Annotated in this window: 23 protein-coding genes, 1 tRNA gene and 1 pseudogene; 8 read left to right on the forward strand and 17 right to left on the reverse strand. The window is 50.4% G+C overall.

Annotated features, from left to right (window positions below; all coding sequences use genetic code 11):
* Nucleotides 1–126: 126 nt before the first annotated feature.
* Nucleotides 127–4,875 (reverse strand): translocation/assembly module TamB domain-containing protein, encoded by a 4,749-nt coding sequence (locus L3556_RS09790; protein ID WP_277867094.1) that lies wholly within the window; start codon nt 4,873–4,875, stop codon nt 127–129.
* 186 nt (nt 4,876–5,061) lie between these two features.
* Between L3556_RS09790 and L3556_RS09795 the strand changes: the two are divergent.
* A pseudogene (locus tag L3556_RS09795) lies at nt 5,062–5,734 on the forward strand (Na(+)/H(+) antiporter subunit B).
* Here L3556_RS09795 and L3556_RS09800 read toward each other — a convergent pair.
* The gene (locus L3556_RS09800; RefSeq protein WP_277867095.1) at nt 5,726–6,454 is read right to left on the reverse strand and encodes an N-acetylmannosamine-6-phosphate 2-epimerase; all 729 of its coding nucleotides are present in this window, start codon (nt 6,452–6,454) and stop codon (nt 5,726–5,728) included. The pseudogene L3556_RS09795 and the gene L3556_RS09800 overlap by 9 nt on opposite strands.
* A gap of 66 nt (nt 6,455–6,520) precedes the next feature.
* Between L3556_RS09800 and L3556_RS09805 the strand changes: the two genes are divergently transcribed.
* From L3556_RS09805 to L3556_RS09815, 3 genes are all read left to right on the forward strand, one after another.
* Nucleotides 6,521–6,832 (forward strand): DUF2605 domain-containing protein, encoded by a 312-nt coding sequence (locus L3556_RS09805; protein WP_277867096.1) that lies wholly within the window; start codon nt 6,521–6,523, stop codon nt 6,830–6,832.
* 101 nt (nt 6,833–6,933) lie between these two features.
* Nucleotides 6,934–7,233 carry a DUF2973 domain-containing protein gene (locus tag L3556_RS09810; RefSeq protein ID WP_338405720.1) on the forward strand — a complete coding sequence of 100 codons (300 nt, stop codon included), beginning with the start codon at nt 6,934–6,936 and terminating at the stop codon, nt 7,231–7,233.
* Entirely contained in the window at nt 7,205–8,428 is a 1,224-nt protein-coding gene (locus tag L3556_RS09815; RefSeq protein ID WP_277867097.1) for a GTPase family protein, read from the forward strand. Before L3556_RS09810 ends, L3556_RS09815 begins: the two co-directional genes overlap by 29 nt.
* Here the strand turns inward: L3556_RS09815 and L3556_RS09820 are convergent, their stop codons facing one another.
* From L3556_RS09820 to L3556_RS09850, 7 genes are all read right to left on the reverse strand, one after another.
* Nucleotides 8,429–9,181, reverse strand: a complete 753-nt coding sequence (locus L3556_RS09820) for a hypothetical protein (RefSeq protein WP_277867098.1) — start codon at nt 9,179–9,181, stop codon at nt 8,429–8,431.
* A gap of 30 nt (nt 9,182–9,211) precedes the next feature.
* Complete coding sequence (locus L3556_RS09825; RefSeq protein WP_277867099.1) at nt 9,212–10,003, reverse strand: hypothetical protein; 792 nt, start codon at nt 10,001–10,003, stop codon at nt 9,212–9,214.
* Nucleotides 10,004–10,043: 40 nt separating this feature from the next.
* Nucleotides 10,044–11,867, reverse strand: coding sequence for an ABC transporter ATP-binding protein (locus L3556_RS09830; RefSeq protein WP_277867100.1), 1,824 nt, complete (start codon nt 11,865–11,867; stop codon nt 10,044–10,046).
* Between the two features lie 204 nt (nt 11,868–12,071).
* Nucleotides 12,072–12,338, reverse strand: a complete 267-nt coding sequence (locus L3556_RS09835) for a hypothetical protein (RefSeq protein ID WP_277867101.1) — start codon at nt 12,336–12,338, stop codon at nt 12,072–12,074.
* Complete coding sequence (locus L3556_RS09840) at nt 12,331–12,552, reverse strand: hypothetical protein (protein WP_277867102.1); 222 nt, start codon at nt 12,550–12,552, stop codon at nt 12,331–12,333. Before L3556_RS09840 ends, L3556_RS09835 begins: the two co-directional genes overlap by 8 nt.
* Before the next feature lie 63 nt (nt 12,553–12,615).
* Nucleotides 12,616–13,596, reverse strand: a complete 981-nt coding sequence (locus tag L3556_RS09845) for an aspartate carbamoyltransferase catalytic subunit (RefSeq protein ID WP_277867637.1) — start codon at nt 13,594–13,596, stop codon at nt 12,616–12,618.
* The gene (locus L3556_RS09850) at nt 13,596–14,144 is read right to left on the reverse strand and encodes a phosphoribosyltransferase (protein ID WP_277867103.1); all 549 of its coding nucleotides are present in this window, start codon (nt 14,142–14,144) and stop codon (nt 13,596–13,598) included. The genes L3556_RS09845 and L3556_RS09850 overlap by 1 nt, the downstream gene beginning before the upstream one ends.
* Before the next feature lie 184 nt (nt 14,145–14,328).
* Here L3556_RS09850 and L3556_RS09855 point away from each other — a divergent pair, with 184 nt between their 5' ends.
* Entirely contained in the window at nt 14,329–14,685 is a 357-nt protein-coding gene (locus L3556_RS09855; protein ID WP_277867104.1) for a hypothetical protein, read from the forward strand.
* Between the two features lie 73 nt (nt 14,686–14,758).
* Here L3556_RS09855 and L3556_RS09860 read toward each other — a convergent pair whose 3' ends face one another.
* On the reverse strand, nt 14,759–14,980 hold the full coding sequence (locus L3556_RS09860; protein ID WP_277867105.1) for a DUF4327 family protein: 222 nt from the start codon (nt 14,978–14,980) through the stop codon (nt 14,759–14,761).
* A gap of 284 nt (nt 14,981–15,264) precedes the next feature.
* On the opposite strand from L3556_RS09860, the gene L3556_RS09865 reads away from it, so the two are divergent.
* Nucleotides 15,265–15,930: a HEAT repeat domain-containing protein gene (locus tag L3556_RS09865; protein ID WP_277867106.1), complete on the forward strand. Its 666-nt coding sequence runs from the start codon at nt 15,265–15,267 to the stop codon at nt 15,928–15,930.
* Between the two features lie 40 nt (nt 15,931–15,970).
* Here L3556_RS09865 and L3556_RS09870 read toward each other — a convergent pair whose 3' ends face one another.
* From L3556_RS09870 to sds, 5 genes are all read right to left on the reverse strand, one after another.
* The gene (locus tag L3556_RS09870; RefSeq protein WP_277867107.1) at nt 15,971–16,534 is read right to left on the reverse strand and encodes a metal-binding protein; all 564 of its coding nucleotides are present in this window, start codon (nt 16,532–16,534) and stop codon (nt 15,971–15,973) included.
* 84 nt (nt 16,535–16,618) lie between these two features.
* Nucleotides 16,619–17,284 carry an ATP synthase F0 subunit B gene (locus tag L3556_RS09875; protein WP_277867108.1) on the reverse strand — a complete coding sequence of 222 codons (666 nt, stop codon included), beginning with the start codon at nt 17,282–17,284 and terminating at the stop codon, nt 16,619–16,621.
* A complete protein-coding gene (gene coaD, locus L3556_RS09880) occupies nt 17,271–17,747 on the reverse strand; it encodes a pantetheine-phosphate adenylyltransferase (protein ID WP_277867109.1) in 477 nt (158 codons plus the stop codon). Before coaD ends, L3556_RS09875 begins: the two co-directional genes overlap by 14 nt.
* A complete protein-coding gene (gene lepB / locus L3556_RS09885) occupies nt 17,744–18,349 on the reverse strand; it encodes a signal peptidase I (RefSeq protein WP_277867110.1) in 606 nt (201 codons plus the stop codon). Before lepB ends, coaD begins: the two co-directional genes overlap by 4 nt.
* Nucleotides 18,350–18,355: 6 nt before the next feature.
* Nucleotides 18,356–19,327, reverse strand: coding sequence for a solanesyl diphosphate synthase (gene sds, locus L3556_RS09890; RefSeq protein WP_277867111.1), 972 nt, complete (start codon nt 19,325–19,327; stop codon nt 18,356–18,358).
* Nucleotides 19,328–19,629: 302 nt separating this feature from the next.
* On the opposite strand from sds, the gene L3556_RS09895 reads away from it, so the two are divergent.
* Together L3556_RS09895 and L3556_RS09900 are read left to right on the forward strand one after the other, a co-directional pair.
* Nucleotides 19,630–20,184: an alpha/beta hydrolase gene (locus L3556_RS09895; protein ID WP_277867112.1), complete on the forward strand. Its 555-nt coding sequence runs from the start codon at nt 19,630–19,632 to the stop codon at nt 20,182–20,184.
* A 32-nt stretch (nt 20,185–20,216) separates the two neighbouring features.
* Nucleotides 20,217–21,212: a YegS/Rv2252/BmrU family lipid kinase gene (locus tag L3556_RS09900; protein ID WP_277867113.1), complete on the forward strand. Its 996-nt coding sequence runs from the start codon at nt 20,217–20,219 to the stop codon at nt 21,210–21,212.
* On the opposite strand, the gene L3556_RS09905 is transcribed toward L3556_RS09900, so the two are convergent.
* Together L3556_RS09905 and L3556_RS09910 are read right to left on the reverse strand one after the other, a co-directional pair.
* A tRNA-Leu gene (locus L3556_RS09905) sits at nt 21,194–21,277 on the reverse strand. The two genes, L3556_RS09900 and L3556_RS09905, sit on opposite strands and share 19 nt — an antisense overlap.
* A gap of 82 nt (nt 21,278–21,359) precedes the next feature.
* Nucleotides 21,360–22,304: a ribonuclease Z gene (locus L3556_RS09910; protein WP_277867114.1), complete on the reverse strand. Its 945-nt coding sequence runs from the start codon at nt 22,302–22,304 to the stop codon at nt 21,360–21,362.
* Nucleotides 22,305–22,345 lie beyond the last annotated feature (41 nt).

Genomic DNA, 22,345 nt, shown 5'->3' on the forward strand with positions numbered 1-22,345 from the left:
GAAGCGGACTGTTGAGAGACTCTAGTGGGCACCTCGAAAAATTGCTCGATCTGCTATAAATAGAGGCTGAAATCATTGAAATCCCGTTTGCGATCGCCCCGAATTTTGAATTAATCGAGGTGCCCTCTAGAACCGACGACGATATTCAAAAAGTCCCAGGCTTTGGCCATCCGCGCCCAATTGAGTGCTGACTCCAAAATGTTCCGTAAACTGATACCCCAAATTCAGTCGGGTAGAGGTCTGAGGAGCCGTGAGTAATTGCAAGGCTGAAATTGAAAAGCGATCGGTCACTTGGAAGCCTAATTCAGCACCAACGGCGAGGACGGGAGACTCTTCCCGATCGCCCCGATTTGGGGGAACCAGTGCCGGAAAAATCCGAAAACTGGTTTGACTGCCCACGAGATTATCTAAGGCCGCCTGAACATTATTAAATAGTGCCGATGTGGCTAAATTCGCCAAAATCAGTTCCCCAGAGGCTTGGTTCTGTAGGGGGTTAAAACCACCACCCAGTAAGGATAAAATCTCCGCATTAGAGCGGGGTGGGCTGCTGGAAAGCTCAATCGCCGCCGGCAAGTTGGTTTGGAACTGACTGGCCCGGCCCTCCACTTGGGCAACAACCCGAATGGTATTCAATGACCCTAAAGACGTAGCGGTAACATCTCCAAATTCATTGAGACGATTTGTTCCAGTGGTGAACACCTCCGTCACCGTCGTCACTAAGTTGAGATTGAGTTCTGGATCAAGACCAAAGGCCGGATTAAAACGTACCGTATTGGGTCGATTGGGCATTAAAACAAATAGGCTCGTAAATAAGTTTAATTGGCCCCGGGTGAGGCGGATTTCTCCCTCGGGTTGCAGGGTTCTTAATGTGCCATTGAGGGTGAGACTTCCCTCCGCGGTTAGATTGAGAACTGGTGCGCGGGTAATATTGACATTTTGCCCTAGTAGAATCTGAAAACCATCAAACTCCGGCGGCTGAAATAAGCCATTACCATTCCTGTTTCCGTTTCCGTTTAGGGCTGGAACTGTACCATTGCCAGCTAAGGCTATACCGAGATCAAATTGGCCCTGGCTTAACCTGACCGTTCCAGAAATATCAGGGCTACGCAAGCTATCGGTAATCAGAATCGTGCCATTGACATCGCCGGTATAGACTTCCTTGGCTTGGAGGCGAATTTGATTCAAGCTCAGGGTTAGGGGGGTGTCTCGATCCGGATCATCGCTGCTGAGGGCAATCGCAAGGGGGAGTACACCGGCCATCTCAATTTGACCGGAACTAAACTGGCCCTGAACGCCTTCCACTCGTATGCGATCGCGATCGAAGCGAATCCGCGCACTCACATCCGTTAAGGGGGCATCCAGAGCAGGGGTAGAAAGGGTGGCCTGATCAATACTCAGAATCCCTTCCACAAGGGGCTGGCCAAGAGTTCCTTGTACCTGTACCTGAAGTTCTCCCTGGCCATCTACCCACTTCACTTCATCGGTGAGAAGGTTAACTAACCCCAACCCTTGATCCTTCACCTGCATCGTCAGCAGGAGGGAATCATCCTGGAGCGGGCCTGGACTAAAGGGAGCCTGGTAGGGAAATGAACCGGAAACAGTGACGGGATCCGGTGAATCAAACAGAGCTTGGCCCTGGAAGGCAACCCGATCTTGGCCATAGCTAAAGGTTGCATTTGCCTCCCTGACCGGGTGAGTATTGAGGGTTCCATCCTGGAGAGCTAATTGCCCTTCAAACTGGGGTCGTCCCAGGGCTCCGGTTAGGGTGGCCCGCAGATCTAAATTTCCCTCTAGATCAACATCAGGAAAGGGAATCAGACTGCGAAGGGTTCCCAGGGAAAAATCATCAATGGCAAGACGGGCGGAATGGGTTTGGCCAATGCGACCCTCGGCCTGAATCGTGCCGCCGCCAGCATCAATTTGAAAGGTGTTCAAGGTCAAGGTACGATCGCCAAAGCGGCCACTGGTAATGACGCGCTCAATGGGATACCGACCCCATTGCCAGGACTGACCCTGTAATTCAAAGCTAGTGACAAGACCCGTTCCTGGGTGATTCATTAAGGTGATTTGACCATTAAATTGGCCATTTAGGTCCTGCCAGCGGGGCAACCTCACCTCCTCTGCGGCGGCGATCGCCTCGGCTTGGAGCAATTGAACTTCAGAAAAGCGACGAATTTGACTCAGGAGGGGGGCTTGGGGGATGCCCACGGGTACAAGGTCTAGATCTGCCGCCGTGCCGTACACCGGTGGGTCTAATCCCGGTAGTCCCAGGAGATTCCCCAACGCGACCACATCATTGAGTTCACCGTTATCAATGACCAGTTGGGCCCGGCTCAGACCCCGATCTGGTTGGAGGCGTGCAGTGAGTTGGTAGCGACTCTCGTCCTTGGTTAATTCACTACTGGTTAGGTTAAAAGCTCCGTCGGCATAGTTAAAGGCGGCCTGGAGGCGATCGCCCCGCCAATTTCCCAGACCAGGCTCTTCAACCAAGAGGGTTCCCCTCAGGGTGGGGGTACGCCAATTCAATAGGGCATCGGCGGTCGCCATTCCAGCGGGAATCGCATACTTGGGTAGGTTGGGTAAGCGCACCTCAAGGCTTTCTAGGGGAAACTGGGCCACCTGAATGCGTAAATCCTCTCCCTGGCGTTGTCCCCGGGCAATGGCCTGATCTCGCTGGATTAAAAACCGTTCCGGCTCAAAATTAGCATCTAAGACCACCTGGAGGCGATCGCCCTGGCCGGCCAGGGCTAATTCCACCCCCTGGGTCTGGGAAAGGCTGACCGTACCGGCTAAATTTTGTGCAAAGTCAAAATCATTAATGCCAAAGTTAGTCAGACCCAACTGCCCTGTAAATTGCAGATCTCCCAGATTACCCGTGAGTTGTCCTTGAAAATTACTGGTTCCCGCCAGGGCCACTGGAATTGGCAGTTCGGGCAAGGGAAGGGATGTAAGGGGTAGCTCATCGGCCTGGAGCGTCAAATTCACACCAGCAATGGTCAAGTCGTCGAAATTGAGGCCAATGGTGCCCCGGGCCAAGATTGCCCCAGCCCGACCCTCTTGGAGACGGAGGGTTTGTCCATCCCATTGCAGTCGTGCATTCACCGGATCCGCTAGGGGAGTATTGACCAGTTGAATCTGGGCCGTTGCCAGGGTTGCAGCCGCCGAAAATTCATCTACGAAACCCGTCGCCCGGAATTGGCCCTGGAGTTGTCCCGGTAGGTCTGGATTAAACTGCCGCAGGGCCACATCTTCAGCATTCAGATTAAGTTGCCAGCGTCCTGCGACAACCTGCCCCTGGCCTCGCACCCGTCCCCCTAGGAGTTGACTGTCTAATTGCTGAAGTAATAGCCGCTCCTGATCAAAGACAATGGTACCAACGGTGGGGTACTGGGCCTGGGGAGCCTGAAAATCAAGCCGGCCCTGGAGCGTTTCCGGTTGGGCTATAAATCCGCTCAGTTCCAGTTGGGCGGCAACCGTGCCTAGGGTAATAGGGGCAGCCAGATCATAGCTACGGGCGATCGCATCGGCGGGTATCCCCGTCAAACGCACATTTCCCATGAGTTCTCCCATGGCATCAAGGCGGGCTTCACCGCGAATTTCACCCCCCGCCCGGGGTTGAATCAATAGGCTAGGAATCGTCAGTTGGCTGGTATCCCCCTGAAAGGCCACATCCAGGGTCTCCACCTCTAGGCGATCCAACTGCATCCGATTGGCATTGGTGATGCGGCCGCTAATGTTAGGTTCCAAAAGGGGGCCACGAATTTGTATATCATTGACCCGCACTTGCCCCAGTACCGGAATGGGTAACTCAAGCCCCCAATCTGAAAGGGTCTGGCCAATATCTAGGGGTGCAATTTGAGCCTTCAGATTCCAGCCCTGATCCAGATGGGCCGTTCCCGTTGCCTGCCAATTAACGCGGCCGACGGATCCACTTAAATTCCTAACCCGTAGGAGCGACTCTTGAAATTGGGCCTGGCCATTCACATTTCGTAGAGGTTGGGGGAGCATTTCGGCGGTGGCCCCTAGTCCCCTGAGCCACAGTTGTCCCTGGATATCTGCCCCAGAGTCAATGGGCAAGGGCGTACTCACATGGCCATCCAACTGCCCCTGCTGCACTTGCACCGTCTCCGGCAAAAAGCTATTCAGAATAACTAAATTGAGATCTTTCCCCCGCACTTGGGCGCGACCTTGGGTCTGAGCCTGATCCCAGTCTGCTTCTAATCGCCATGTGCCTCCCACCCCTAATCGTCCGTGAATATTAGCGCGAATTTGCTCCGTATCCGCCTCAATCTCAATGTTGCCCCGAATCTGCTCAAGCCGCTGGGGAGTTTGGCCGTAGGGATCAATGATTAGCTGGGCATCCTGGAGCCTGATGGTAACTAAACCGGCATCAATGGGGCCCGGATCCCCCTCAGGTAAGTTTAATTCAGTGCGAAACCAACGTCCCTCTTCATCTTCCACTAGAGTGAGTTGGGGTTCTTCCAAGGTAATTCCTAGGTCAAGGCGGCGACTCACCAAAACTTGCCAGAGGTTGAAGTTAACTTGAATACCATTAACAGAAACATTATCGGCTTCAAAGATGTCTTTGTCGTTTTCCTGGTAACGGTAGGTGGGAATCGTTGAGGGGCCAAAGCGAATTCCGTTTAAGCTCACCCGCTCCACGTCCCCCAATTCTACGGGGCGATCTAGGGTTTGTTCCAATTGTTGAGATAATTGGGGAGCTAATTCATCATGGATATAGATCCACAATCGCCATGTGCCACCTGCAATGACGGCGGAACTCGCTAAGAGACTTAACCAAAGAGACCGACGGGTTAGAATTTGCCGCAGGAATCTCCGTCCCGATCGTGGCTCGGAATTGGAGGGGTCTACCATAGGAATCTATCTCGCTCACACATCGCTCACATATATGCTATATGCCTAGTGGCACACCTAGCCTAGCGAATTTTGGCACAGGGTGGAACATGACTCTTTATTCCCCCTAGGGCGATCGCTGGGAATGTATGCAACTTTTAGGATCATATTCAAATATTCAAATTCTCCATGGGTCAGGTGCATCGTATGAAATGGCTGTACGGACTGTATATTGCGGCGGGGGTTGCCCTCTTTTTCAAAATGTTATTCATGCCGGATCAGGTCTTCGATGCGGATAATCGGGCGATCGTGGCGGCCATTGTCCAAGATAGTGGCATTCCCAATGCCCTTACGGGGATACTATTTCGCAATCGCCTCTATGACACTATTTTTGAAGTGTTGGTCTTCACCGTTGCCATTATGGGGGTACGGTATTTATTGGCCAATGAGAAACCCCTGAGCACGGTACATCAATTGCCCGATCAACCCTCCATTGTCCTGGCTCGCTTGGGGGCAACGATCGCCGCCATCGTCAGTATTGAACTGGCTCTGCGGGGGCACCTCAGTCCGGGGGGGGGGCTTTGCGGCGGGGGTGGCAGGGGGAACTGCCATTAGCTTGGTGGCTATTACCGCTGCACCGGAATGGATGGAGGCCCTTTATCAGCGATGGCGGGCCGGGACGGTGGAAAAAGTTTCAGTCTTAGTGTTTATTCTCTTGGCCTTCATGCCCCTGATCGGCCTGGAACTTCCCCAGGGGGAAATGGGCCGTCTTGTCAGTGGGGGGATCATCCCCTTGCTGAATGTTTTGGTGGCGGTGAAGGTGGCCCTTGGTTCCTGGGCTGCGATCTTGCTTTTTATCCGCTATCGTGGGCTATTGTGAATCCCCAGTGGAACTAGGGGCGATCGCCCGGCAGTAGGCCTGAACCTTGAGATCAATCCCGGTAATATCCGTGCCCACCACGACGGCAAAGGCTCCCAAATCCAAGGCTTTTCGGGCCATTTGCGGCGATGAGATGCCCCCTTCGCACAATACTGGCACCTTTAAGGTTTGCACTAGGGTCTCTAATAATTCCCAACCGGGGGGCGCGTAGGTCTGGGTTTCTGCGGTGTAACCATAGAGGGTCGTACCAACACAATCGGCTCCGGCGGCAACGGCTTCCTCCGCTGCTCCTAGGGTATCAATGTCCGCCATCACCGGCTTTTCTAGTTCGGTATGGATCCGTTCAATTAAGGACTTTAGGGGTTCGGGGCGCGATCGCAGCGTGGCATCGATGGCAATGATATCGGCTCCGGCTAAGGCCACGGCGGCGGCATCCCCAAATCGCGGCGTAATATATACGGGATAGTCGGCTAAAACCTGTTTCCATAGGCCAATGATCGGCAGGTGAGTCTGATTGCTCTGATGACGCTGTTGCCGCACTGCCTGGATATGGGCTGGCGTATTAATGCGGACACCAACGGCCCCTTGCCCGATCGCGGCGATCGCCATGGCAGCAATGATATTCGGTTCGGCCAGGGGCGATTCCGGTGGAGCCTGACAGGAAACAATCAAACCTCCCCGCAACTGGGGAAAAAATTTAGCCGTCAGATTTTGATTCATGGCATTTGTAACGTATTGTAAAGGAGATTAAGATTTAAGATAGAAGTGAGAACACCCTAATAACATATGCTGCATTCAAACCTGCCGGAACCCCAACTGTTGAAAATTCTTTTAGAACCCCTACTAGATGACTATCAATACTGGTTTAGTCGGGCTAATACCCTCCTGCGCACCGAGGTCATTCCCTTTTTAGGGGTTGAATCCCAGCAAGCCCTACTCCATCGGGTTGAAGAGGCCCAACGCAATGTCACCGCCGCCCAAAGTTTGTTTCAGGCCACGGATGGCCAAGTGGGGGTTGATACCGCAGTTCTAATGAACTGGCATAAATTAGTAACAGAGTGTTGGCAAATTGCGCATCAATATCGTTCTAGTAAATAATTTTTCCGTAAAATGAATGAGGCCACCCCGGCGATTATTCTAGATCATTGCCATTTAGCCCAGCGCTAAGCCCTGCCTACCCCACCCTAGCCCCTCGGAGGATGAGTTCAATGCTACAGTTTCTCTATATTGTTGCCTTTACCATTTTGGCTCTTTTAGCAATGGCTAACCTCATTCGTAATTTACTCACCCTAGGCATTGAAGCCCAGCGCAACTATGGCCAGCCCCGTTCGCCGATGCCCTCCGTTAGTCATCCTGAATTGCTCGATAGCCATGGAGATGTCATTGATGAACCCCTATTGGTGATGCGATCGCTGAGTGTGGATGATGCCCGAGCCCAGTTAGATGCCCTTTACGATGAGTCACCGGGTTATGGAGATGAATCTCGCGGCGAAGTTTAAGGCATGGGCCGGGTTAGCGCCCCTAAAACAATGGTTTCAAGTTGATCCCGATCGCCTAGCGGAAATTCTTAAGGAGGCGCGATCGCGGCTACCGACTACAGAAGTTTTACTCATTGGTAAACCCCAGGCGGGCAAAAGTTCGATCATTCGCGCCCTTACAGGTGCAGATCCTAACATTATTGGCCAGGGATTTCGTCCCCATACCACCCATACCCAGCGGTATCAATTTCCCACCGCTGACCTACCCCTTCTCACCTTTACCGATACGGTGGGCTTAGGGGAAACGGCCGCAGATACCACGGCGATCGTTGAGGAATTAGATCAACTCCTCACTGATAGCCAAAAAGCCCAGATCATTATCCTGACGATTAAGGTGAATGATTTTGCCACGGATCGCCTCTACCAGATTGCCCATCATCTCAAGGAAAAGCAGCCGCGTATTCCCATTCTTTTGGCCCTGACCTGCCTCCATGAACTCTATCCAGCAAATGTAGTCGATCATCCCCCCTATCCGCCAGAACTGGCCCAAGTTCAAACAGCCCTAGACAGCATCCAGAATCAGTTTGCCCCCCTAAGCTCCACCGCCATTCCCCTAGATTTCACCTTAGACGAAGATGGGTTTACCCCTGTTTTTTATGGTCTAGAGGCCCTTGGCTCATCCCTAGAAGCAGCCTTACCGGACGCAGAAGCTAAAGTCATTCATGATCTTCTCCAGCAAACGGATAGGGGGGATCAGTTGGGTTCCCTCTATCGCCAAGTGGGGCGACGGTATATTGCCCCCTTTGCTGTTATTGCCGCTACCTTAGCTGCCGTACCCTTACCCTTTGCCACAATGCCGGTGTTGATTGCGGTGCAGATGACCATGGTGGTGTTACTAGGGCAGTTGTATGGCCAAACCCTTTCTCCCTCCCAGGCAGGGGGAATTTTAACGACCATTGGCGGCGGTTTTATTGCCCGACTGGTGGGGCAACAACTGGTCAAGTTTATTCCTGGGTTTGGTTTGATTTTGTCAGCGTCTTGGTCTGCCGCCTATACCTGGGCCCTGGGGGAAGCAGCCTGTGTCTATTTCGGCGATTTAATGGGCGGCAAAACGCCGGATCCCGATCGCATCCGTCAAGTGTTAGATGAAACTTTTGTACAGGCTCAGCAGGAACTCCGTCAATGGACAACCACCGCAGTGAAGAAACCAGAATAACTATAATCCGAGGAAATTACGGATTTGTGCGACGGTTTGCTTTTGCTGCATTAACGACCCGCGACAAAGGGGATCAAGGGAGATACGCTTACCAGAATCCTGAATGACCAAAATTTCCGGAGAACCTTTAGGGGCAGAGGATGGTTTGAGCTCAATTGCCTGGATGTGATTCAGAGGATACTGGCTTAACTGTCGGCTGAATACCCCTTGATATCCCATCGTCAATGTTCCGAGGGACTGATCAAAATCCACGATTCCAACTTTGCTAAATCCAAGGATCCAAACAATCCCGATACTGGGAAAAAGTACCAAAAATATCCATCCCAGCCAACGATCATCCTGACGAGCAAACAGTTCAGCTTGTCCGGGTTCTTCTAAAAAGAGATTAATTTCTTGGGCTAAATTTTCATGCCACTCTCGAAATCCAGTATGGTCGCCGACATTAATAGAGCCATCACGGGTTTGCAATTTTGTTTGATAACCACGATTCACTCGTTCTGATCCTAGTTGCTCAACCCAAGCTCCTTCAATAATTGCCAAAGGAATCGTGCGACTCTGGCTTCCCCAAAGATGACTGTCCCTGAGGTGACATTCGCCGTCATTGGCCGAGGTACGATGACAGTCGAGTTCATTGGTTCCCATGACCATAAGAGGAATAGTCCCCCCTAGGATCAGGGCACATCCAAGTCCCCAGCTTAACCAGGGGCGATCGCGGAGGATCAGACGATGGGGACGGGAGGTAAAGCGAGCCACACATGCTCCTGCAAGGCAAATTAATATGTCCTAATAATATCCAGATCTGTCGTGATTTATATCAGAACTTAAATTAAGAAATTCACGGATCTTTTCAGCTATTAGGGCTTTGGGACGGCGGCCAGAACTATAATAACTTCGCAGGGGAATATAACCTCCAGAACGCATCACTAGGGCAACACGGTAGGTATCACCATCGGAACAGTCAGATGTTTGTACTATCACTGACGTTACATCCTTCAAGGCATACTTATTGACATCCTGATTCAGAAAACCCTTTTTGCGGATCAGCACGGTTCCTAGGGATTTATCAATCTCAATAATCAGTTTCTTGATACCAAATAAAAGAACCAGGAGTGAAATTCCCGGAACAAGGATCACAATGAGAATGCCAAGCCAAAAGTTATCTTCTTCTTCGTACAGTGTTGATCCAGAGCCAGCAATAAATTGATTAATACGGCGGGCTAAATCACGATGGTAGCCATAATTTGAGGTATAGATCCCACTAAAGGGAAATACCCCTTCTGTTGTCACTAATCGAACTTGGTAGGTTGTGGATCCCTCACTATCCGTACTGCTCTCGACGATCGCTTCTTGGATAGCCGCGAGGGGAATGCGCTTAATATCCCGTTTAATCAAGGTCATCCCCGACATTCGACAATCGCCACTTCCATCATTTTGGCGTTGACAGGTTAGCTCATATCGACCTAAAAAAAGAAGCGGAATAAATGCAGCAAAAATAAAAACCACCCAAATCACAATCAACGTCCAAGGTTGCTCTTCAATCACTAATCGACGATGGGACTCTTCAGTTACTTTCATGGTTAAGTCCTGATTAATTCTTGGTTAGGTGAAGTTTAATTTAATCGGGCGATCGCCCTCGGTATTTATGATCCGCTTGAATAGAATAGAGATGGGCATAGAGACCCTCTTGATGTAATAGGAATTCATGGGTTCCAACTTCTTTAATATAGCCCTGATCAAGGACGACAATTTGATCCGCATCCCGTACCGTACTAAGGCGGTGGGCAATGATAATCATTGTGCGAGTACCGGTAATTTCCTGGAGGGCCTGTTGAATTTCCAGCTCCGATTCGTAATCCAGGCTAGAAGTTGCTTCATCAAACACTAAAACATCGGGGTTAGCCATCAGAGCGCGGGCAATCCCTAACCGTTGCCGCTGCCCCCCAGAAAGGCGGACTCCCCGCTCGCCGACAATGGTTTGATAGCCCATGGGTAAAGAGGTAATAAATTCATCCACCCGGGCAATTTCACAGGCCCGAATCACGTCCCTAGGGTCTGCTTGGGGATTGGCATAGGTGAGATTATCCCACAGGGTACCGTTAAAAACATCCACTTCTTGGTGAACAATTGCCAGCCGTTGACGATAGGCGCGAATATTCAGGTCTTGAATATCCTGACCATCCATGAGAATGCGGCCTGTATCGGTGGAGAAATAACGGAAAAGGAGTTTAATGAGTGTGGATTTCCCCGATCCCGATCGCCCCACTAAGGCAATGGTTTGACAAGGCTCAATGAGAAGATTGATATCCTTAAGGATGGGGTTGCCGTCATGGTAGCTAAACTGAACATTTTGAAAGTGAATTTTACCCGTGAATTTTAGCTGCTGCGTGGCCGTCACCGTCAGGGATCCGCCATCTTGGCCGGTGGATACGTCCATAAATTCATGGAATCGCAAAATGGAGGCATAACGGCGGGCAAAGACTTCAGCCACTTGGCTAATGGGGGTAATTTCGGCATAGGCCATACTTGCCAAGGTATAAATGGTAATGAAATGGCCAATGGACATGCGCCCGGCGATCGTTATCGCCAAAGAAAATCCGAGCAGAATAAATAAACAAAACTGGACAAAGGTGGTCTGCCAAGTAATTAACCACACATAACCTCGGTGAATCCGATTGATCACCACATTGATTTCCCGATCCAGGCGTTTCCGTTGACGCTCTAGTTCCCTTGCTTCACTGGCAAAAGCTTTGACGGTTTTAATATTGGTGATAATTTCCGATGTGCGGCTTTCTGTGTTTTCAATGTAGCTATCGAGGATTTCTTCTTTTTGGATCAGGTAATGGAGCGATCGCAGGGTGAAGATTAAAATCAGACCAAAGGACATTAAAAGTCCTAGGGAAACGGGCCATTCTAGCCACCAGAGAATGACACCAATACCCAAAACTCGCACCAGCTTGGGAATTAACTGTCCGGCAATTTCTGGATAGCTCCAGGTATGATTTGATACCCCTTTCGATACCCGTGAGGCAATCCGCCCCGGATTATTCTCGTCATAAAACTCTAGGGGCAAGGTCAAGACTTTTTCGATGGCCTTGTAGCTGTAATCGCGGCGGGCTTTTAAGGCAATGAGCCAGTGATACCACACCCCCAGCCAGGGCTGCACCGGCGCACGCACAATCGTTGCCAGAAAAATAATACCGCCCAAAACCCCCAGATAAAGTCCTGGGGTCACACTCCAACCAGCAAAATTAGCAATGGTCTTTGCCAGCCATTCCACGGGAAAATCAAGGGACTGATCGGATAAGAGATTGAGGATTTGCCCGATCGCGTAGGGAACTAGGAGATCAACTAATTCAAATAAACTCGAGGCTGCAATACTGAGAATTGCCACCCAGCGATAGTCCCGGTAGTATCCCAAGATGTCCTTAAAGGTTGCCATAAAAACTCAAGAAAGTGAATTAAAGGTACAATGCGGGGCTTCCCGCCGATAAAGCTAAGTCCGACCAATCCTGCTCATCCTTGCCACGCCACACCAACTGCGGGTCTAAATCTCAGTTGCGCCGTTCATAGGCTACTTGAATGGAGGGTGTCAACCGCCTCCGACATCAGCACTCATACCCAGCAGTGGGAATATACTTAAAACTTAAGAATGGGGGGTTACTTCATGCTCAATAAACCGATGCAAAATATTGGCCATTAATACCGAGAGGGACACACCTGTTTTATTGGCAAGGGACTGTAGGGCCTGGAAATCATCTGTTGGCACTTGTAAATAAATCGACTCTGCATTGTGTGCTTGAGCATAGCCGCGATACCGCTCAATTTCTTCGGCTAAATTTGTAACCGACTGCCACTCGCCCGCTTCAACAGAGGTTAATAGGTCTTGTTCTTCTGCATCTAGCTCATACATCAGACGACTCTCCTTGATACTTATATTGATTAATTTCAAGCACGAAAATTCTCTGAAATGGATAGCGTTCCGGGTTGGGGTGTTCTCGAATATCCAAGATGGCATTATTCCGAATAGCTGCCAAAACGTGTTCAAACTCCACTCCCCTCTCAGCCTTAAGTTGTTCATTCTTCTCGGCACTCCAGCGAAAAATTTTATTCCTCAAATCGGGCATCTTAATTTCCGGTCATCAATGGGAATCCAACTCAGATGAAACAATGGCGACTAAAATTAGAACCTAAGTTAAGGGCCCGGTGTGATAGTTTCCCATCAAGTAAAGTAATGCCATGCGAATGGCAACCCCACTGGCTACCTGCTGGTTGATCAAGCTAAAGTGGGGATCATCCATTAGGTCTGAACTGATTTCAACCCCTCGATTTACGGGCCCAGGATGGAGGACTTTCACCTCTGGATGGCATTGTTTTAGGCGATCGCGGGTAAGGCCAAACTGTTGATGGTATTCCCGTAAACTGGGGATCAGATGCTGATCCATGCGCTCCCGTTGCAGGCGTAAGGTCATGACAATATTGGCCTTCTCTAGGGCTGGCTCTACCTGCCAATGGCGAGTGGCCCCATAGCAATCAAACTCCTTGGGCAGTAACGTCGGTGGAGCGGCTAAATGCACATCGGCTCCAGCAGCTTTGAGACTATACAAATTGGATCGGGCCACCCGGGAATGGCGAATATCTCCAACAATGGCCACTTTTTTGCCTTTTAAGGATTCACTGCGGGGGCGATCGCTGCCAAACCCTTGACAGAGGGTAAACAAATCCAACAGGGCTTGGGACGGATGTTCATGGCAACCATCTCCAGCATTGAGAACCCCCACATGGCCCCCCAGTCGGTCCATTTCCGCCGCAATGGTTTGGGGTACACCAGATTGCTGATGACGAATCACCATAAATTCGGCCCCCATCGCCCAAAAAGTCTTTGCCGTATCCAAAATGGTTTCCCCCTTCGTCAGAGCCGACGTTCCGGGAGCAAAGTTTAAAATATCTGCGGAAAGACGTTTAGCCGCTAGCTCAAAGCTATTGCGGGTGCGAGTAGAGCTTTCAAAAAATAGATTGGCCACCACCCGCGCCTGTAACGTAGGCACTTTTTTGGTGCGACGACTCAGAACTTCCTGAAAACTATGGGCCGTTTGCAGGACTATATCTAACTCTGCCACCGTAAAATCCCGCAGCGACAGGACATGGCGACGTTCCCAAGCAGCCGGTATCACAGGGCAGACCCTTCTTTATCACTGGCATCTTTACGACTGGCATGGTGGGCCATCAATTCCGCCGCGCCCATCTGTTCATAAATTTCAAAGGGTTGATGAATCCAAGGGTTATCCTCTAGGTAATCCCCATAGTAGTTGGGGGTAATTACGGAACTGGCCTTGCACCAGAGGACAGCAGTTCTTATCTCGGAAATATAAAATCCGTAGTGACGATCCAACCAAACCAGGGATCGCTCTAGGGTAATGCCGGAGTCAACTAAATCATCCACTAAAAGAATATGACTGCCCAAATTGGCGGTGGTCATGGTTAAATCCCGGCCAAAGGTAATAGAACCACGCACCCGATTACCGGGGCCACCGTAGGACGAGGCCGCTAAAATTGCCAGGGGTTGATTAAAGATGCGACTGAGGGTATCTCCTACCCGTAGCCCTCCCTTGGCCAGGCAGACAATTTGATTAAACTGCCACCCTGAGGAATGAATGGCGATCGCCAGCCGCTCAACGGCACAATAGTAATCTGTCCAATTAATAAATAATTCAGCCATAGCCAGCCAACTCAGATGATGGTCTAACGGAGCGAATTTCTCCCCTAGCACCCTACCCATCTTAGTCGTCACCAGACTTTAGTGGCTATACTGACGGGGGAAGAATGAAATTTCCATTTCTGAAATTATTTCAAATAATTTCCCACCCAGCTGTTGTTAGCTTTACCCAAGGAATCATACGTTTATGGATAGCCGCAACCCCATTGAACTATTGCAAAAAGGGTACTACACCACCCTAGGCGTTGCCACCTCTGTGGTTGAATCGGTTCAAGATCAAGAAAAACGTCAAGAGAACCTTGCCCAACTACGCCTAGATTTTAGTCAACTCGCTGAAATTTGGGCCGATAAGGGTAAGGTAACAGAAACGGAAGCCCGGAAATTTGTGGAAGTTGTCTTGGAACGCCCCGATGCTGCCTCCCCCTCTTCGGCTTCAACTTCTTCCCCTAGCCGGCGCATGATTGAAGATGACCTGATCAGCTTAACGGAGACCCTAGCAGCGATTCGCCAAGACCTAGAAGCAGAACAATCGGGGCAAAATTAGTCTATCGGACTAAAATCTATCAATTAATGTCTATCCGATTAATTGACTGTATGAAAGTCAATCATCATCGAACTTAATCGTTTTCCCAGCATTCCCGGCCAATTAAGTCACCGATGCGATCGCGGAGCATAAAATCACAACGCTCTAATTCCGACTCGATCATCGGCCATTCCCGGACGGGAACGAACTGGCAAAGGGTATAAATGGGCTGTTGCCGACTGACTAGACCCTTGGCCACCAAGTGGCGAGCCTCGTCTTGGACAAGTTCGATGGAGTATTGGATGGATTGAACCATATCATCCTCTTTTGGCGTTAAGCGGCCATATTTGGGACAGCTTCTGGAAAACGGTATTCCCTAATACTGAAATTATTCCAATTTTCCAGCTTATGGACTACCCGTAATCATAACAAATGTTTCATAGGTCAGGGAGGCTTGACATTTAGGGCACAATTTTAGAGAGACCCTCTCAGAAATCGAGGTGGGAAATGGAAGGGAGGAATGGCCCTCCTAGGGTGATTGAGCATTTCCTAAGCACTCCGATTGGGGGTAGGATGATCCTAATATCGAGGACCTAGAGTGTGACCGCAGAGTTTGTCCAGAGAGCTTTGGCTTCAGAGGATTTAGGCGATCGCCTAGATGGGATTAACCAACTGAGGCAACTCCCGCCGGAGGTGGCCTTTGAACTGATTCAACCGGCCGTGAATGATAGTCATCCTCGCATTCGCTATGGAGCCGTGAGTCAACTGGCTAACCTAGGTCGCTGTAATCCTACTCTAGCAGGAGAGCTTCTCCGCGATCGCCTCTTTAATGATGACGAAGTTGATGTGCGATCAGCGGCGGCGGATGCCATGGCGGCCCTACAACTCACCAATAGTCTGGCAGATTTACAATCCGTCTATGAAGATACCTCTGACTGGCTATTGCAGTTTAGTATTATTGCCGCCCTAGGGGCCCTAGGGGATCGGGCAGCCCTGCCCCTGCTCTATGAAGCCCTCAGTAGTGATCAGGAACTGGTCAAACTTGCGGCGATCGGCTCCCTGGGTGAATTGGGTTGTCACGAAAGTTTAGACCGCCTAGGGGACTATATCAATTATCCTGATTGGCAAATTCGCCATCGTTTAGCCATTGCCCTTGGACAAATCGGCGGCGATCGCGCCCGGAGTCTTTTAGAGCAAATGATCCAGGATCGCAGTGAAACCGTTGTGGATGCAGCCCAGAACAGCTTGAAAACCACGGCTGCCTAGGCGGTGAGGGATTATTTGAAGCGTGGATAACTTGAGATGATTAATGTCGACGGCGAGAACGCTTCATTCTGCTCATTGTGCCCTTGAACCTAGAAACTCCCCAATCGCTTAGGTAATGCACCATGGCAGCCACCTCTAGGCCCATAAATGCCGTCAGCCAATGGTAGGGATGACTCCGTAAAGACAGATCGATCCATGCTAGAACATCGCTCCATAGGAATTCTCCCCTAGGAAGTATATTCTCTTGGGCAACCCCCAGATGGGCGGACATTCGCTGGAGTGCAACTAAAAATAAAAATAAGACTCCTAACCAACAGCCACCATAGATAAGGCGCAGGACGGTACCAATGATCGGGCCATGGGAGAGGACAGAACGATGGGGAATCCATTGGCGATAGGGCCACCAAAGCCAACGCAAATAGCCCCAGCGTTGATAGGGTAGGGAATAGGTATCCAGGTCTGGACTTAAAAATAAGCCCCCCACCAAATAACTAATACCGGCGATCGCCCCCAGTTGCCATAGACGACTTAGGCAACCCACCGCTACTGCAATAATTGGACAGCCGATCCAGGTGAGGCGATCGTGGGTTTGACCACTGGGCATCCGCAATCGCTCCTTTCCTGATCCATCGGCCAAGATAACGCCGGAACGGCAAGAATCATACAGATTTTAGGAATGAGATGGGTTTTAAGGGCGAGATGGGCCCGGCTGACCCGAATTCGAGCGCGGCTTTAGGTGTTGGCGACCATTTTTAATCACCATTAGCATTTCATTAAATTGTCGCTCCATTTCCCCAAGAACCCGATCGGCGTAGTGATCCGCCTCCGTTTGCCGTTCATGGCATTCGGCCCGAGTTGCTTGCCGGAGTTGGGTCAGTTCTTTCTCACTGTTTTGGCGCAGGGCATTCACTTCCTCCATCACCCGCTTCCGCATCATATCCACCTCTTGTTGGACTTGGTGACGGATTTTTTGGGCTTCTAGTTCAGCCTGCTGGCGAATTCGCAGTTCATCGGCAATTTGGGCTGCCCGTTGTTCGGCGGATTTAATAATATCTTGGGCTTGTTTTTGAGCCTGGGCAATAATACTATCCTGGCGTTCAATAATCGTTTGGGCAGTTTGAACGCTTTTGGGAAAACTTTCCTCAATCTGGGCTAACTGGGCCAGGATGTCCTCTTCATTAATCAGTTTACGGCCCGTAAAAGGTACCTTTGTCCCCTCCAAAATCAATAGTTCTTCCAGCTTATGGACTTGCTCAAGGAGGGAAAGCTGCGCGGATGAGATAGGGGGAGAATTCATATCGAGAGAAGGTGTAAAGGAAGAAACATTTAATCGTTCAGTATTAGAGTAAAACATTTTTTAAATCCCTAGCGACAGTTGGTGGAACCAGATGATTAATCGTACCGCCAAAGCGAGCAATTTCTTTCACTAGACTACTGCTCAAGAAACTATACTCATTGGAGGTCGTTAGGAACACGGTCTCGACATCAGACCATAAACTTTTATTAGTATGGGACATCTGTAGCTCATACTCAAAATCAGACAAAACACGCAATCCGCGCAGCAGAACCTTAGCCCCTTGGGAGCGGGCATAGGTAACGGTTAGGCAATCAAAGGAATCAACCTCAACATTTGTCAACTCTACCGTAGCATCTTGAATTTGGGTCATGCGCTGTTCTACAGAAAAGAGGGGAGTTTTTTGGGGATTTCGAGACACCGCCACAATCACCTTGGCAAATAACCGGGAACCCCGCTGAATAATATCCAGATGGCCCAGGGTAATGGGGTCAAAGCTACCAGGGTAAATGGCGATCGTCATGGAGACCTGCGGGAAAAATGTTTATTTGCTACGACCCCTAAATGATCCAGAGGCCAGTAGCAAAAACCTGCCCGGCCAAGGACATAGGCCTCTGGTAAAAAGCCCCAGATATGGGAGTCATTACTATTATTGCGATTGTCTCCCATGACAAATAGGGAATCTTCAGGAATGGTGATCGCATCAAGTTCGTAGGTGGGTGGCTCTTGTACATAGGGTTCCTCTAAGGGCTGTCCATCCAGCCATACCTGGCCACTATGAACCTGTACCACCTGGCCGCCATGGGCAATGACCCGTTTAATTAATACCTGGTTGGGGCCATATCCCAAGGTTTGCAGTAGCGGTGGTGTCCGAAAAATGACAATATCCCCAGCATGGGGTGGATGAAAACGATAGGAAAGTTTCTCTACGACAATGCGATCGCCCGGCCAGAGGGTTGGCTCCATGGACTCCGAAGGAATATAGCGGGATTCTGCCACAAAAAGCCGCAGGGCAAAGGTAATCACCAGGGCAATGATTAACAGAAGAACATTCCCCCGCTGTTGCTGCCAAAGCTTTTGCCAAAGGGATGGCGAATCAGATGCACTGGGCACGGGTTCATTCATAGACTATTAATACAATCGCTCTAAAACATAATCCGTTAGGCGCGCAAGGGCTTGCCGCGACTCTGAGGCGGGTAATACCTCCAAGTGGGGAATGGCCCCATGGGCATAGTGACTGGCAAGGGCCCGAGATCGTTGAATGCCACTACTTTCATGGACAAGGGCAAGGGCCGTCTCAATATCCCCCTCTTCGCTAAACTCCCGTTCAATCAAGACATTCAAGTAGGGTTTTTCTTCTAGGGCAAACAACACCGGTGCCGTTAAATTACCATCCTGGAGATCGGAGCCTGCCGGTTTCCCTAGCTCATTGGTGGAGCGGGTAAAGTCTAAAATATCATCCACAATCTGAAAGGCTAATCCCAGATTACGGCCATAGTGATAAATATCCTGAATCCGCGCGGCCGGCAATCCACTTAACACCCCGGCGGCCTTGGCACTGTTGGCAATCAGAGAAGCTGTTTTGTAATAGGTCTTGTTAAGATAGGCCTCTAGGGTTAGGCTCGTATCAAACCGATTAAAGCCCTGCTGAATTTCTCCTTCAGCAAAGTCTTTGATCACTTGGGAGAGGAGCTTGACGACTTCTAGGTTGTCTAAATCCGCTAAATACCAAGAAGCCTGGGCAAATAAAAAGTCTCCGGCCTGAATGGCAACCCGATTGCCAAACAAACTATGAACCGTGGGCATACCCCGACGCAACTGGGATTGATCCACCACATCGTCATGGAACAGACTGGCGGTATGAATCATCTCCGTGATCTCAGCCAAGCGGCTGTGGCGGGGGGTAATCTCTTGGTTGGGCAGGGTCGCCCTAGACATCAGAAAGACAATGGCAGGGCGAATACGCTTCCCACTGGTGGAAAATAGATGCTCGGCGGCAGCGTAGAGAACCGGATGCTGAGCCCCAATTAAGCCTTTTAGGTTCTCAGTGAGTAACTGGAGATCAGCCTCAACGGGGGAAAATAAAGAAGTTACCGAGGTCATGGACGGGGTAGCCGCTAGGTTAGTTACGAAATTTTACATAATTCTAGTTGTATTCTAAGCGAAGCTCTCAAAGTTAGGTAAGGGCCGAACCGAATTCCGGCAATTTTTCAATCTTAAAACGAGAAAAAACCGCACCAGGAGTAGCATGGAGCAATTCTGAGAAACTTTCGGCTCATCTTTCGGCCTATGGAGGGAACTGGGCCGGATTATCCTTCGTCAGGAGACCCTGGAGTTCTACATGGAATTCTACATAAATTGTGAAAATAAGATTCATGCTAGTAGCACGGAAAGGAGATTTAGCGATGATAGGTCGATGGTTAGGACTTGCCCTATCCGGGGCGATCGCCGGCGGTTTGGGAATGACGATGTTGGGCATGGCCCGGCCAGGAATTGCCGCAGAGGACATTAATTTGGTTTTGGGGAGCGATCGCCAAGCCGGTATTGTTTTGCCCGTGGCGGATCTGCGCACTTTTGCGGAAACGGGGGTGGCTTCTTCTAAATTGCAGGCATTATTATCCTTTGCCTCCCCTGAACAGCAGACAAAATTTCGGCAGCTATTTACAACCGTTTTGCCCATTACTCCCCAAACCTTAGATCAAGGGATAGACAGTACCCAGGCGGATGAAATCTTGGGGACTATTGCCGCTGCGACATTTCGCCCGGATGAAGAGGGGATCGAAGCCCTAAAAGTTGCCGTAGAAAAAGCTGCTGATGCCAGTGAGGGCTTAACCTTGCTAACGCTGCTAGAAGCTTATCCTGCGGAACAACTGGATATTAGTATCGTGAAAATGCAAGAATTGATGGAAGCCCATCGTGATGTTATTCCTAATGATGTGCCCCAGGCTTCTGATTTCTAGCCCCTTTTCCTAAATAAACCTAGCCGCCCTCCATGAACCATGGTAAACCCGACCCCCACGTTAGCCGTCCCCGCAAACGCCGTGCCCATCTGATTTTTAATCCGGTGGCAGGCCAGGGAAATGCGGAAGCTCGGTTGTTTGTCTTGCAGGACATTCTCCATCCCCATTTTGACCTAACTATTGAGTTGACGGAACCGGATATTCCGGTGGAAGCCATGGCCCAAGAGGCGATCGCCCCTGGTGTGGATGCGATTTTTGCGGCGGGCGGTGATGGGACAATTTCCGGGGTAGCCCATGCCCTCATTGGCACATCCATACCCTTGGGGGTGATTCCCCTGGGAACGGCCAATGCCTTTGGTGCTGCCTTGGGAATTCCAGCAAATTTAGAAGCGGCCTGCCAGGTTGTAATTGAGGGACATCACCAGTGGGTGGATACGGCCTGCTGTAATGGACGTACCCTGATTTTATTAGCGGGGATTGGCTTTGAAGCCGAAATGGCCGAACGCGCCAGTCGCGAAGCAAAGGATCGCCTAGGGGCCCTGGCCTATCTTTGGGCGGGATTACAGCAGCTACAGGATCAGGAGGAATTTCAAGTCTCGTTTTGCCTCGATGGCCAAGGCAGTGACTTGATGGCTAAAGCAATTACTATTGCCAATGCGGCTCCTAGCACCTCAGTTCTGGCCCATGGAACCGGTAACGTGATTGCCGATGATGGACTCCTTGACATTACCATTGCCCATACGGAAAATCGTTTAGAAGCCTTTAATGCCCTATTACAGCTTTTTCGCAGTGCCCTGACTCAGATCCCCCCGGATCGCGAAAATATTATTGGCCTGCGGGGAAAACATCTAAAAATTGAGACGGATCCACCCCAAAAGGTTGTTCTGGATGGGGAAATGATTGGCACAACTCCCGTGGAAATTACCTGTGCCCCTAAGAGTTTGCGGGTTTTTGTGCCCTTAGTCCCTGAACAGGAATCTAACTTGCAAAAGTTACTTGAACTTGATCATGCGGAACCGGGGACTTGAACCCCGAAGTCCTTGCGGACACTAGAACCTGAATCTAGCGCGTCTACCAATTCCGCCAGTTCCGCAGTTCCTACAGCTTTAGTCAGCGATCTATGATTCTCTTACATTGGGGGGCGATCGTCAACGGACAGATTCTCAAAATTTGCCTCATACATTGACACTATGGGGGCGGGGAATGTCATAGCTGAGGAAATCTGCGGCTAACTTGGTTGCTGGAAAAATGGCGCGAGCTTCCTCTAGCAAGTTGTCTAGCCGGAGCGGATTCCCCGGTGCGTAACGGGGACTGAAATGGGTTAAAAAGAGCAGTTTGACTTGGGCTGCTAGGGCGACTTGGGCTGCCATGGTTGAGGTGGAATGGAGGCGTTGAAAGGCCAGTTCCGCATCCTGATGGGCAAAGGTTGACTCATGGATTAGTACCGTTGCCCCCTGGGAGAGTTCTACGGCGGAATCACAGTAAATGGTATCGGTGCAATAAACAAAACTTCGACCCGGTTGGGGTGGATCACAAAAGTCTGTGCCCTGAAATTTACGACCGTCCTTGAGGGTAATGGTTTTCCCCTGTTTGAGCTGCCCATAGAGGGGGCCGGGGGGAATGCCTAGGGACTGGGCTTTTTCGACATCAAATCGGCCGGGGCGATCGGCTTCACTGACCCGATAGCCAAAGGCGGGCACTCGATGGTGCAAGGGTTGGCAGTCCACCCGAAAATCACTATCGGCAAAAACCTGGCCCGGCTCGACGGTGTGTAGCTTTAGCTGATAGGGGAGCCGCATCTGCGACCAGCGTAGGCAATCCGTTATATAGCGATCGAGGGTGGGGGGGCCATAGATATCCATGGCGGACACGGTTCCTGCTAAACCACAGCTAGCGAGTAAGCCCATCAGGCCAAAAATGTGATCCCCATGCATGTGGGTGACAAAAATACGACGGATCTGGCTACTGCGAAGATCACTACGAAGTAACTGGTGTTGGGTTCCTTCGCCACAATCAAAGAGCCAGATTTCCTTCCGCTGGGGGAGGCGCAGGCCAATACTGGAGACATTCCGAGATCGGGTGGGTACTCCCGAACTGGTTCCTAAAAACGTAATTTCCAACCCCTAACTCCTTGACGGTGGCCAAAACTTGCCTACTGGCC

Source organism: Candidatus Synechococcus calcipolaris G9 (genome assembly GCF_029582805.1).
Classification (GTDB): Bacteria; Cyanobacteriota; Cyanobacteriia; order Thermosynechococcales; family Thermosynechococcaceae; genus Synechococcus_F; species Synechococcus_F calcipolaris.